This is a genomic window from Dyadobacter sandarakinus, from assembly GCF_016894445.1.
Classification (GTDB): domain Bacteria; phylum Bacteroidota; class Bacteroidia; order Cytophagales; family Spirosomataceae; genus Dyadobacter; species Dyadobacter sandarakinus.
Genome location: NZ_CP056775.1, coordinates 2,794,860 through 2,808,056 on the forward strand (window position 1 = coordinate 2,794,860; position 13,197 = coordinate 2,808,056).

Below are 13,197 nucleotides of genomic sequence, written 5' to 3' on the forward strand. Positions count from 1 at the left end.
TCCGGCACAGGTTCCCGTGGAAAATGGCAAGCATTGCGTGGATTTTGTCAAGTCTCAGGCCGCCCGGATCAGGAACTTTGTGCTAACAAGAAAACAAGATCAGCAATGAAAAAGACAGTGTTAGTAACAGGTGCATCCTCAGGTATCGGCCGGCAGACGGCCAGGTTGTTCCGGCAAAATGGGTGGAATGTGATAGCCAGCATGCGTAACCCTGAAAACGAGACGGAATTGAATGCATTGGAAAATGTATGGGTGAGCAGACTGGATGTTACAGACCAGGCAAGCATCGACCGGACTATTTCGGAAGGGATAGCCCGCTTCGGCACGATTGACGCGCTCGTGAATAGCGCGGGTTATGGCTTGTTCGGTGCATTCGAATCCATTGACCGCCCGCATTTTCAACAGCAATTCGATGTCAATGTTTTTGGACTGATGGAGATGGTACGGGCAGTGCTACCCGTTTTTCGTGCGCAAAAAACCGGGGTGATTATCAATATCTCGTCCTACGGCGGCCAGGTGGCTTTACCATTTGCTACCGCCTATGCCGCCAGCAAATTTGCGGTGGAAGGATTTTCGGAGTCACTTTCCCATGAGCTTTATCCCCTGGGCATTACCGTCAAGATTGTCGAGCCGGGCAGCATTGCCACCAATTTCCGTAATTCCATGCAGTTCGTTCCCACCCAGATCGACGACTACTCCCCTGTCGTGTCCTCATTCTTTTCGCGATCAGCAACGCCGACCGCTCACCTGCAAAAAGCCACGGAAGAGCAGGTTGCACAAACGATCTATCTTGCAGCCACAGACGGTAAGCAGCAGTTGCGGTACGTAATTGGCGACGATGCACAGTTTTACATTGACCAAAAGTACAAGCAGACAGACGAGGCTTTTGTGACTGCAATCCGCGAATATTTTGTAAACTGAGGCGATTCCAAATCACCCTCCTACCATTTCTGACATGCAAAATCAGATCATTGACATCCGCTCGATCGCCCAGTTCAATGCACTGTACGACGCACCGGCACCCCGGCATCCGCTGATTACGGTAATTGATCTGGCGGCTTACGGGATTGGAAGCGAACAAAGGGAAGCCAGCTACCGGCTGGACCTGTACACCATGTACTTCAAGGAGACGGGCGGAAGCATGAAATATGGCAGGGCAAACTACGATTTTACCGAAGGCTCCGTGATGTTTACAGCGCCTGGGCAGGTGATAACACCCGGTCCGGCAGGCCCAGCCGGATCGGGCTGGGGTTTGTTTTTCCATAGCGATCTGGTCCATCCTTCGCCCCTCGGCCGGAAAATGGCTGATTATTCTTTCTTTCAATACCAGGCGAATGAGGCTTTACATGTTTCCGAAGAAGAGCGTAGAACACTGGAAGCATGCCTGGGAAATATCAGCAAGGAATATGCGCAGCACATCGACAAACATACGGCTGTATTGATCCGCAGCAACCTGGAACTGCTGCTCAACTACTGCGCACGCTTTTACGACAGGCAGTTTTACACCAGGGAAAAGGTGAATGCGGATATTGTCCAGCAGTTCGAAGCCTTGCTGGATGATTACTTCGGGCAGGACCACCTGATCGAAACCAGCCTGCCCGGGGTGGGCTATTTTGCAGGCCGGCTGAATTTGTCCCCGAATTACCTCACCGACCTGCTGCATCGTTTTACCGGCAAGGGTACTTTGGACCACATTCATGCCCATGTTATAGACCGGGCCAAAAACCTGCTTTGGGGTAGTGCCAAGCCGGTGAGCGAGATTGCCTACGAGCTGGGATTTACTTATCCTTCGCAATTCACGCGTTTATTTAAAAACAAAACTGGACAGTCCCCAAGCGACTTCCGCACCCGGGGCCTAGCCTGAAAATTAATGTCCGCAGGCTGAAAAATTGTTTGTAAATGCGTTTTGTAATAGAATCTTAAATCCATTGCTTCGATATCAGCCGGAAGCCTGTACCCTGCTCTTTAACATAATTAAAGCCGGGAATTTGAAATGAGGACCAGCAATCAGCAAGCGCTCCCGAGCGGCCATGATTAAAGCAGCCGATCTCATTCAACGCAAAGTTTATCCGGTAATGCCCCCGATGGTTAAATATAGTCTGACACCGGCCAGATAAGATTTAAATGAAGCACTCTCTGAATTGTTTGAATGGTCAGTAAAGAAGGCTGCTTCGGAAAAAAGCGGCTGATTCAGGTGGATTTACGTAGACTGACACCTGTTTTATGAATACGAATGAAGGTACTTTTTTAACTTAGTAACTCCGGTGCTTTTCTTTCTAATTACAATAAGCTCAGCCAATCAATGTACTTCCAGCTTATCATCCTTTGCGGGACTATCTTTCCGGCCAGAAAAAAAACCGATTCTCTGAAAGTAGATTGTATGTTTTTTCATTAAGTAACGAAATTTCTTTGCGGCTTTTTGCGGCTCAATTATCCCAAATTCAAAGTCATCTTTAAGCTGTAATAATTCTATCTTATACATAGAACCCCAAGAAGCACGTCTCGCAAAGTCGAAAGTTTTATCAACAATAATTACTAATCCGGGAGTGCCACTTACAACAGCTGTCCAAAGTTTACTGCCAAAAATGTATATATCCTGAGCAACAAATATGGCCGACGAAAAGCTTGCGATTATTGATATCCAGAGGAATGTGTGAGCCAGGCAGAAATCTATTGTCTCCCACCTTGACCGCAGGCGCAGTTCTTTTTTCAACTCATTTTTTACCTCCTGAGATTTTTCAGAGTAGTCATTCATTTTACATATATCTAAAGGTGGCATCAAAGTAAACTTACTGAAGGTGAGCAATTAAAGTCAAGCCGAATAATAACATTTCATCAAAGAAACAATCACGATTATGGCTCTACTACTGTGATGAGTATGAAAGTACATATTTTAAAAAGCTCCATTAAAGAATTTTAAGGAGTATGGTTGGTCAGGTGCCCGAAAACATCAACAACCCTGCTGACAACTACATGCTGGGAAGCGCACTCCAATTCCGCAATAAGAAAAATAACCAGGGTGAGTATACGTCTTGGAAAGAGCATTTGATCGTTTTAGTTTTCATTACCTGTACGCTGCGGCTGCTGTCCATGTTGCGAATGCGTGATTTGATGCCGGCCTGCCTATCTTTCAAATAGGCATATCACATTTTTTGTTTTGGTACGATCTTATACCATTTTCACAATCATGGTCTATACCAGACAATATGTCCTCTGTTGCTTATCAAACTCCGAGTGCTGCATCCGGGAAACTGCTTAATTTTAAATCAATGCGTCAATGAATTTTAATGGAAAAAATATCCTGGTTGTAGGCGGAAGCTCCGGCATCGGCTTGTCACTGGTTGAGTTCTTACACGAAAATAATGCGTCGGTGTATGTGATTTCAAGATCAAAGCCAGCCGAACTTCCCCAAGGTATCACACACTTACAGGCCGATGTGACCGGTGATCTTGGAGCGGTCAGCGGGTTTTTACCGGATCAGCTGCATGGCTTGGTCTATTCGGTCGGCAGCATTAACCTGAAACCATTCAACCGCCTGACGCCCGACGATTTTTTAAATGACTACCGCCTCAATGTGCTGGGCGCTGCGCAAATTATTCAGCACGCGGCAAAGCCATTAAAGAATGCAGCAGGCGCTTCGATCGTTTTGATCAGTTCGGTTGCAGCGAATACCGGGTTGCCTTACCACGCGAGTATCTCGGCAGCCAAAGGTGGCGTACAGGGATTGGCTATTTCGCTGGCTGCAGAGCTGGCTGGCCAGAAAACCCGGGTTAACGTAGTGGCTCCCTCCCTCACCGATACGCCCATGGCACAAAACCTGCTGAGCTCCCCCGAAAAGCGTGAAGCCTCTGCAAAAAGGCATCCGCTGGCCAGATATGGACAACCTGAGGATATCAGCAAGGCCATCGCATTTTTGTTGTCGGATGACAGCAGCTGGATAACCGGGCAGATCATCGGGATTGACGGAGGTTTGGGCAAACTGAAAACAGCGTAATATGGATACTGAGATAAAAAAGGGCAATCCCGACGTCATCATTATCGGTGCGGGATTAGCCGGATTAACAGCTGCAAAAGTGTTGAAGGCCGCTGGAAAATCAGTCAGAATACTGGAAGCATCCGACCGGCCGGGTGGCAGGGTGAGAACCGAGGAAGTGGATGGATTTCTGCTGGACAGAGGATTCCAGGTGTTGTTAACAGCCTACCCTGAAACGCAAAGGTTTCTAAATTACGAATCACTTGACCTGCAAAAATTTGATCCTGGTGCATTGATCTTAAATGAAACCGGCATTACAAAAATCGAAGATCCGCTCAGGAAGCCTGCTGCATTGATCAGCACACTGACATCATCCGCAGGAACACTGTCCGATAAACTCCGGATGCTGGGATTGAAGCTGAAACTGACTGGCAAAAGCATTGATGAGATATTTGCCAGCCATGAAGCAACTACTTTGGCCTATCTGAACGAATTTGGATTCAGCCAGCGGATGATTGGCCAGTTTTTCAAACCGTTTATGAGCGGTATTTTCCTGGAAGATCAGCTGAGCACTTCGAGCCGGATGTTTGAATTTGTATTTAAAATGTTCAGCCAGGATGCTACGGCAGTTCCCGCCAAAGGCATGGGCATGATTCCGATCCAGTTAGCCAGCGGACTTGCAGCCCATGAGATTGCATTTGATCAGAAAGTAGTATCTATAGACGGGAATAAAGTCACCACAGCTTTCGGGGAAGTCTGTGAAGCAACAAATATTCTCATCGCCACGAATGAGCTCAACATTCCGGGTCCGTTCCGGCAGGCACCCGCTTCTTTCCATTCGGTTACCAACATGTATTTTACCGCAGGCCGCACACCGTATGCGTTGCCATTGATTGCTTTAAATGCATTACCCAACAAACTGGTAAACAACATGGCTGTAATGAACCAGGTGGCGCCCCATTATTCCAAAAATGGCGATGCCTTAATTTCTTTATCGCTGATCGGAGACCATTCCGGCACAGATGCCGCTCAGTTACAATCAGAAGTGTTACGTGAACTCCATGCCTGGTTTCCGGATGCACTGCAATGGAAGCATTTGAAAACCTTTCATATCGACTACGCGCTACCCAATGATGATACCGTAATTGACGAGCCTGCCAACCATGCAAACCGGCTAAACGAGGAATGTTTTATTTGCGGGGACCATCTCCTGAACGGCTCAATCAACGCCGCCATGAAGAGCGGGAGGCTCGCGGCGGAAGCGATTATTACAAGCCAGAAATAATACTTAAAATGAAAATCAAACGAGCCGATTACATCTCCTAACTTATTAACTGCGTTCATCCTCACCACTATTTGCCTAAGATGTAATCTTTAAACATAAGGTGAGGAACTGAATGTCAAAGTGCTTAGTGTTAACGAAAACAGCATTTCCTTTTCCTACCCTGATGAAACAACCGTTAATACCATTGGCAAGCCATTGGTTGCAAAGATCAAATATGAATCAGGCAGGGAGGAAATGGTCAGTGAGATGGTTACGATAGATGGTGAAGATGGATGGCAAAACGTTTTGATTACAAACAATCGTAATGACATTGTCGGGCTGAAACGATTGGGTGAAATAAAAAGCAAAGCTGGCGGATATGCGTCATTGCGCACCACACAAGGCAGTGACAGAAAAGCTACTGAAAGAATTAAGCGGGAAGCTGCAAAACGTGGCGGCCACCTTGTTTATATTCAGCAGCATGAGACTACTGGCGGATCTTATGGAAAAAACCCGGAAAGTTTTCAGTCAGGTGTGGCCTACGGATATTAAGCAATTAGGTGTAGCATGACGGAGAAATTGGTTGTGATGGTGCAATTAAGACAATGCAAGTCTGTCCGCACCCCTACTGGATCGAAATACGCTGCGCCTGATAGTTCCCTACCTTGATAATATAACTGCCAGGAGCCAGGTGTGACGGGCATTCGATGGTTCCTTCACCTGCACGCAGCACGAGCCGATTTTGTACCAGGATCGACTTTCCATGGATATCCAGAATCGCTACGCTGGTCTCCGGCAGCCCCTTGTCGGGTACGTGGATACGCAGGCTTCCTTTGACAGGATTCGGGAAAGCAACAAACTGAACTTTCGGTCCTTTTTCAACAAAGCCCACAGCCACAATCTTACTGTAAGCATAGGATCCATCCTCATCATTCATTTTAAGCCGGAAGTACTTTTTCAACGGACCATTTGAATATAGGAACTCGTATGCGCCATGCGTGCTGCCAGCCTGCACTGAGCCCACCGTCTGGAAAGATTTTCCATCCCCACTCCCCTGCACTTCAAAATTTGAAGCCTGAAACTCGTCCACGGTATTCCAGGTCAGCAGCGTACCTGCGTCCGTGGGCTCGGCCTGGAAGGAAACCAGCGTCACGGGCAAACTGGCTGACATGACAAACTGATTCACCATCAGATCCTGGTGGTAGACCTTAAATTTCACCTGATCGATATTTACAAAGTCTGCATTAAACACAAGATTCACATCCTGCTCCGCCGGAAGATTGTTGTAGTAGACGATACCGACCTGAGCACCATTCCGGAAACCTTGCACTTCCAGATTGGTCAGCTCGTAAGGGGAAGTCGGGTAAGGCCGGTAAGCGATGGGTCGGAAATTGATTGAAACAGGACTGAATGTCGATCTGTCGACTTTTTCCAGAGTAAGTATCTTGGTGATATCAGAAGCATTACTAGCACCGCAGCCTGTTAGAACCAGGCTACCTTCCGAGTTGTAAAACCAGGCATAATCGCAAGCATCCTTGCCATACTCTTCGGCCGTGATACGAAGTTCGTTCTGGTTTTCTGTGTATACCTCGGATACAATGGCTCCACCATTCTCATTTGCTGCAAACTTGGTATTGAATTCAAATGTCTGGGCACTTACCGCCACCATTGTAATTAGCGTAATGCAGATCGTCGTAAAAATTCTTTTCATGAGTGCTGTCATTGTTGTTCAGGACAAATAAACAAGATTTTTACAGAAACAATACAAGTAATTCTATCTAGTAGCAAATTCATCAAAAAAGCCTGTATTTCATGGAATTAATGAAAATTTATGGCCCATTAAAGCTCCATTAATCGAATATTAACGAATTCTTAACCCTCTGCGGATTTCTTTGATCCCACGGTCGGCCGACCAAAACCTGATCAATCCAATCTGTATGAGAAGAAAACATTTACTAAACCTGCGGACGGGGACGAGCCTGCTGCTCCTCTGGCTGCTGACCCTCACCGTCGCCTTCGCCCAGACCAATGAAGTGTCCGTCTCCGGCGAAATCCGCGACGAAAAAAATGAGATTGTACCCGGCGCAAGTGTGGTGCTGCAAGGCACTGCCAAGGGTACGACCACGGATGCCAGCGGAAAGTTTTCATTGTCCGTCCCCAAAACGGGCTCCGTCCTGATCGTCAGTTTCCTCGGCTACAAACGACAGGAAATTGCCGTGGGCACGAAAACGATTTTCGACATCAAGCTCGAAGCCAGTACCGACGATTTGCAGGAAGTGGTCGTGGTCGGTTATGGTACCCAGCGCAAGCAGACACTCACGGGCGCGATTTCCAATATTACCACCGATGAAATCAAAACCACCACCCACACCAGCTTAGCACAAAGCTTGCAGGGAAAAGTGGCCGGCGTGCAGATCCGCCAGAACTCCGGCGAGCCCGGTTCTTTCAGCACGAATATTAATATACGTGGCTTCGGCGAGCCGCTTTATGTGGTCGACGGGATTGCGCGGGATGGAGGTTACGAGTTCCAGAAAATCAACCCCGATGATATTGAAAGTATTTCTGTACTAAAAGATGCTTCCGCAGCCATCTTCGGCATTCGTGCAGGAAACGGGGTGGTGATTGTGACTACGCGGAAGGGAAAACAGGGTAAACCGCAGTTCAGCTACAATGCCGTGTACGGCCGCCAAAGCCCGACCGACGTTCCTAATATGACCAGCGCATTGCAATGGGCCGAAATGCGGAACGATGCCGCTAAAAATCTGGGTGAAAATCCGGTGTACTCGCCCGAAGAAATCCAGAAGTTCCGCGATAATGCGCCCGGTTACGAAAGTACCGACTGGTACAAAGAAACCCTCAAACGTTCTGCAAGCCAGCAGCAGCATTTCCTGTCGGCTTCGGGCGGCTCGGGGTCGGCTACCTACTTCACCAGTTTTGGTTATCAAAAAGAAAACGGTTTGCTGAAAAGCAACGATATGGGTTATCAGAAGTACACCTTGCGCTCCAATATCGGTTTGGACCTGACTAAAAACCTGCGCGCAGACCTGATCCTTTCCGGCCTGTTTGACAAGCGCGACCAGCCAGGCGACAATTTCTTCAATATCTACAAAGGAACCCGCATTGCCCTTGCGACTGAGCGGCCTTTTGCCAACAATAACCCTAAATACCCCGCATTGCTCAGCGGCGGCTACAATCCCGTGGCCCTCGCCGATTGCGAACTGACCGGTTATAATGAAGAAGTGAACAAGTTCTTCCAGTCCACTTTCGCCCTGACTTACACAGTCCCATTTGTGCCGGGATTGAAGGTAAAAGGGCAAATCGGCTATGACAGCAACAACTATCGCAACAAATCGCTTTCAAAAGCCTATAACCTCTACACCTACGACGCCATAACCGACAAATACACGCCGCACGAGCAGCGCAATCCATCCCGCATTGGCAACAACTTCTCGGATAATAACCGCGTGACCCTGCAAGCGCAGCTTTTTTACAATACTGTGATTGCAAAAGCGCACAATGTCGGCGCTACGCTGGTGTACGAGCAGCAGGAGTCGCACAACCGCTGGGCGGGACTGGGCCGTGAATATGCATTTTACACAAATGACCAGATCGACCAGGCGGGGTTGAATAACCAGACTACCAGCGGCTCGGAGTCTGAATATGCGAGCCAGTCGTTTGTAGGCCGGTTTAATTATGATTTTCGCGAGAAATACCTGCTCGAAATCGCAGCCCGCTACGATGGTTCCTACCGCTACCACCCCGACCGTCGCTGGGGCTTGTTCCCGGTAGTTTCCGGCGGCTGGCGCGTTTCTGAGGAGAATTTCATGAAGTCCATTCCACTGATTTCCACGCTGAAACTCCGCGGTTCTTATGGACTGGTGGGTGCGGATGCCGGTGCGCCGTTCCAGTATGTGCCGGGCTTCTCGCTCACGGGTGGTGGCGGTTATGAGTTTACCAATGGAAACTATACCACTGGCGCAGCTTCTCCCGCCATTGTGAATGAAAACCTGACCTGGTTTAAGTCAAATATCAAAGATGTCGGTATTGACCTTGGTCTTTGGGACAACCGCATTGACTTCACGTTCGACATTTACCAGCGTGATCGTAAAGGTTTGCTGGCGCGAAGAAATGTGTCCCTGCCCAATACCTTCGGGGGTACATTACCGGAAGAAAACCTGAACAGTGACCGCGTGCGCGGGATTGAATTCTCGGCTTCTTACAGCGGGCAGATCCGTGATTTTAAATACGGCATTTCCGGAAACTTCAACTATGCGCGCACCATGAACCGCTACGTGGAGCGCGGTGAGTTCCTGAGCAGCATGGACCGCTGGCGCAATGGTGCGGCTAACCGCTGGAACGACGTCGTATGGGCTTACCAGCTCGAAGGTCAGTTTCAGAACACCGACGAGGTGATTTACGCGCCTATTCAAAACGGCGACCTGGGAAATACCCGCGAGCTGCCCGGCGATTTCAAATATAAAGACGTGGATGGAAATGGCGTGATCGACGGTAATGATGCGACCCCGCTTTTCTACGGCGGCGACCCGAAGATGTATTATGGTGTGACGCTGAATGCATCCTGGAAAAACTTCGATTTCACGGCATTGTTCCAGGGTTCGGGCAAGTACAGCGTGCGTTTCCGTGAGGTATATGCCGAAGTGTTCGCCTTCCGCGGCAATACGCCCGAGTACTTCTATGACCGCTGGCATTTGTCGGACGATAACCAATGGATTGCAGGGACCTGGCCCGCTTCGCGCTTCAACTATAATGTAGGCGCGATGTACGCAGAGAGCGGTGCGTGGCGGAAAGATGCTTCCTACCTGCGCTTCAAAAGCGCGCAGCTGGGCTACACTGTGAAGCTCGAATGGCTGAAAAAGATCGGTATCCAGGACGTGCGTTTGTACGCAAATGCGCACAATATTTTCACCTGGGCCGACAAGTTCGTCAAACCTTTTGATCCTGAAAAAGTAGAGGGATTGTTCGGTGCAGGACTCACTTACCCGGTGACGCGCAGCTACAACTTTGGTATTAACATCAAATTTTAGTTTTGATAAAAATGAGATTTTTGAAACAAATATTCATCACCACCCTGATCCTGACCGCAGCGAGCTGCAATGTGCTCGACAAGCAGCCGCTGGACAAATTGCAGGGCGAGGCGCTTTTCTCCAATCCGGAGGGCGTGAAGCTGTACATGGCGAACCTGTACTACCAGCTGCCGATCGAGGATTTTACCTTTTTCCGCCAGGGTTTCAACTGGAATACCGGCGACCCGAACAATGGTGGCTTCGCCCCGGCCATGATCACCGACGAGGCAGTACATACCGAGTTTGGCGACTTTATCGGGAACGATGATTTTCAATGGTGGGACCAGGGCTACAAGCTGATCCGTGACGTGAATATACTGATTGATATTATTCCGACGCTGGATATTACGGAGGAAGAAAACAAGGCGCTCGTAGGCGAAAGTGCATTTATCCGCGCCTATGCCTATTTCGCGCTGGCCAAACGCTACGGCGGCGTGCCGCTGATTACAGCTGTGCAGAAATATGAAGGCGATGTGGAGTCGCTGAAAGTGCCCCGCAGTACCGAAAAGGAAACCTGGGATTTTGTACTGAAAGAATGCGACACAGCAATTTCCAACCTGGCCGACTCCTGGCCGGGCGGCGAGCGCAGGGCTACAAAATGGGTGGCCTATGCATTAAAATCGCGCGCTGCCTTACACGCAGCCTCTATTGCCAAATACGGCGACCGCTCCCCGATCTCCGGTACGGCGGTAGATCAGAAGCTGGTTGGTTTGGACAAATCCGCCGCAGCTGAATATTACAAAGCAGCGATTGAAGCTTCGGAAGCGATCATCAATTCCAGCAAATTCGGCTTGTTTAAACCCAACCCGGCAACCCCGGCAGAAGCGGCTAACAATTACCGTCTGCTTTTCGAAGATCCGAACAATGCGCCGGAAGAAGCAATTTTCATCAAAGGTTATGCACGGCCAGGTTCCGGCACCGGACATAACTACGGCATCTGGTACCAGCCGAACCAAACCGCCAACGGGTGGCCGCACCCCGGCCGCATGAACCCGACGCTGGAATTAATGGATGTGTATGAAAGCTACGACAAACCCGGTCAAAGCGCACCTATTGTCACTTCTGCCGCTGCCAATGACCTGACCGATTACAATGGATTCAATGCAGCGAAGCAATACAAACGCTACAACGATCCGGCGGGCATTTTTGAAGGAAAAGATGCACGGATGTGGGCGACCATGATTTTGCCCGGCACGAGCTGGAAAGGTCAGAAAATTGTGATCCAGGCTGGTTTTGTAAAACCCGACGGCGGTACGCAGATCATGGGTGGCGATCCATTTACTTTAAATGGAAAGACTTACTATACCTACGGCGCGGCCGACCGCACGCAATATTCGGGCTTCGATACCTGGGGCGGCAACAATACCCGCACAGGTGTGAGCTTCAAGAAGTTCCTGAACGAAGGCCAGAATATACCGCCGGGCTGGAACCAGACTACGACCGATTTTGCAGACTTCCGTTACGCCGAAATTCTGCTGAACTACGCCGAGGCGATCGTGGAAAGCGGCCAGGGTGATAAAGTAAAAGGTGCAAAGGCGCTGAACGATATCCGCCATCGTGCCGCCCACAAAACGGATGTTCCGCTCACGATTGACAATGTAATCCGCGAGCGCCGGGTGGAGCTGGCTTTTGAGAACAAGCGTTTCTGGGACCTGATCCGCAGGCGTGAATATCACACGATGTTCAACAACACGATCCGCCACGCGATCCTGCCTGTGCTCGACCTGCGTGTGACGCCTGCACAGTACATTTTTGTCCGCACGAATGTGCCCCGCAGCAACCCGTCGACCTTCGATTACAAGCAGTACTACCGGTACATTCCGGGAATCGGCGCGAATGGTCTGGTGCAGAATCCGCAGTATTAGGGATGGAGGAAAGGAGGATGGAGGAAAGGAGGAAAGGAGGAATGGAGGAAAGGAGGATGGCTCTCTTTCTTGCCGCAGTCTCGCTCCTCCCTTCCTCCCTTCCTCCCTTCCTCCCTTCCTCCCTTCCTCCATCCCTCCCTTCCTCCTTCATCCCTTTCGTCCTTTCTCCCTTTAAAACAACTATTATGAAAAAAATAACAACCTTCTTTTCCGTACTGCTGCTGATCATCGTGGCGGCGGCTTGCAGTATCGACAATTATCCTGCCCCTGACGCGCAGCTTTACGGTACTTTCCTCGATGCTGAAACCAATGAACCTGTGGAACAAGATATTATCCGCGGCAGTGTGATTGAGTACATTGAGCAGGGATACGCATCTCAAACGAAGCAGACGATGATCGTAAAAAACGATGGCACCTACCGTAACAATCTGATTTTTGCCAATACTTACTCCATTGCCCCCGTACGCGGCAACTTCGTGCCGCTTTCACCCCAGGAGGTGCAGGTGGCCGGCGAAACGCAGCTCGACTTCAAGGTGCAGCCGTACATCCGGGTAAAAGATGCGAAAATTGAAAAAGTTGGCAGCAAGATTGTGGCTACTTTCAAATTGCAGCAGACAATGATCAACAATGTGCGCAAAATTGGCTTGTACGCGCACCCGCAGCCCTCCGTAGGCGAGCCCATGCGCGTGGCGCTGGTGGAGCAGGAAATCAATGCAACCACTGATCCAAACAAAACGTACACCCTGGAACTCGACGCAGCCGCCAATGCAAACGTGCTGAAAACAGGCAGCCAATACTTCTTCCGCGTAGGTGCACTGATCGACGCGCCCGAGTCGAAGTTTAATTACGCAAAGGCGGTGCGGCTTGGGCTTTGACGGGCGGATCGACCGGTGCTCTGCACCTTCACAATTTTCACCCTGAGCGGCCCGGGCATTTAATGGCCTAACCAAAATGCCTTGTCACCCTGAGCGGAGTCGAAGGGCTGATGCGGCAGATATAATGTTCAATGAG

At 49.6% G+C, this 13,197-nt stretch carries 11 protein-coding genes; 9 read left to right on the forward strand and 2 right to left on the reverse strand.

The features are described 5' to 3' along the window. The first annotated feature begins 105 nt into the window (after positions 1–105). The 3 genes from HWI92_RS11130 (at position 106) to HWI92_RS25600 (ending at position 2,117) form a co-directional block, all read left to right on the forward strand. Positions 106–921, forward strand: a complete 816-nt coding sequence (locus HWI92_RS11130; RefSeq protein WP_204663709.1) for an SDR family oxidoreductase — start codon at positions 106–108, stop codon at positions 919–921. 34 nt (positions 922–955) lie between these two features. Further along, a complete protein-coding gene (locus HWI92_RS11135) occupies positions 956–1,864 on the forward strand; it encodes a helix-turn-helix domain-containing protein (RefSeq protein WP_204663711.1) in 909 nt (302 codons plus the stop codon). A 166-nt stretch (positions 1,865–2,030) separates the two neighbouring features. Beyond that, on the forward strand, positions 2,031–2,117 hold the full coding sequence (locus tag HWI92_RS25600) for a winged helix-turn-helix transcriptional regulator (protein ID WP_204664482.1): 87 nt from the start codon (positions 2,031–2,033) through the stop codon (positions 2,115–2,117). A 182-nt stretch (positions 2,118–2,299) separates the two neighbouring features. Here HWI92_RS25600 and HWI92_RS11145 read toward each other — a convergent pair whose 3' ends face one another. Next, positions 2,300–2,755, reverse strand: coding sequence for a hypothetical protein (locus HWI92_RS11145; RefSeq protein ID WP_204663713.1), 456 nt, complete (start codon positions 2,753–2,755; stop codon positions 2,300–2,302). A gap of 522 nt (positions 2,756–3,277) precedes the next feature. On the opposite strand from HWI92_RS11145, the gene HWI92_RS11150 reads away from it, so the two are divergent. From HWI92_RS11150 to HWI92_RS11160, 3 genes are all read left to right on the forward strand, one after another. Beyond that, a complete protein-coding gene (locus HWI92_RS11150) occupies positions 3,278–3,994 on the forward strand; it encodes an SDR family NAD(P)-dependent oxidoreductase (RefSeq protein WP_204663715.1) in 717 nt (238 codons plus the stop codon). A 1-nt stretch (position 3,995) separates the two neighbouring features. After that, positions 3,996–5,258 carry an NAD(P)/FAD-dependent oxidoreductase gene (locus tag HWI92_RS11155; protein ID WP_204663717.1) on the forward strand — a complete coding sequence of 421 codons (1,263 nt, stop codon included), beginning with the start codon at positions 3,996–3,998 and terminating at the stop codon, positions 5,256–5,258. Positions 5,259–5,453: 195 nt separating this feature from the next. Then, positions 5,454–5,789, forward strand: coding sequence for a hypothetical protein (locus tag HWI92_RS11160; protein WP_204663719.1), 336 nt, complete (start codon positions 5,454–5,456; stop codon positions 5,787–5,789). Between the two features lie 73 nt (positions 5,790–5,862). On the opposite strand, the gene HWI92_RS11165 is transcribed toward HWI92_RS11160, so the two are convergent. Then, positions 5,863–6,948, reverse strand: coding sequence for a T9SS type A sorting domain-containing protein (locus tag HWI92_RS11165; RefSeq protein ID WP_204663721.1), 1,086 nt, complete (start codon positions 6,946–6,948; stop codon positions 5,863–5,865). Between the two features lie 226 nt (positions 6,949–7,174). Here HWI92_RS11165 and HWI92_RS11170 point away from each other — a divergent pair, with 226 nt between their 5' ends. From HWI92_RS11170 to HWI92_RS11180, 3 genes are all read left to right on the forward strand, one after another. After that, entirely contained in the window at positions 7,175–10,282 is a 3,108-nt protein-coding gene (locus tag HWI92_RS11170) for a SusC/RagA family TonB-linked outer membrane protein (RefSeq protein WP_204663723.1), read from the forward strand. Between the two features lie 11 nt (positions 10,283–10,293). Continuing rightward, positions 10,294–12,186: a RagB/SusD family nutrient uptake outer membrane protein gene (locus HWI92_RS11175; protein WP_204663725.1), complete on the forward strand. Its 1,893-nt coding sequence runs from the start codon at positions 10,294–10,296 to the stop codon at positions 12,184–12,186. A gap of 185 nt (positions 12,187–12,371) precedes the next feature. Then, positions 12,372–13,061: a DUF3823 domain-containing protein gene (locus HWI92_RS11180; RefSeq protein WP_204663727.1), complete on the forward strand. Its 690-nt coding sequence runs from the start codon at positions 12,372–12,374 to the stop codon at positions 13,059–13,061. Positions 13,062–13,197 lie beyond the last annotated feature (136 nt).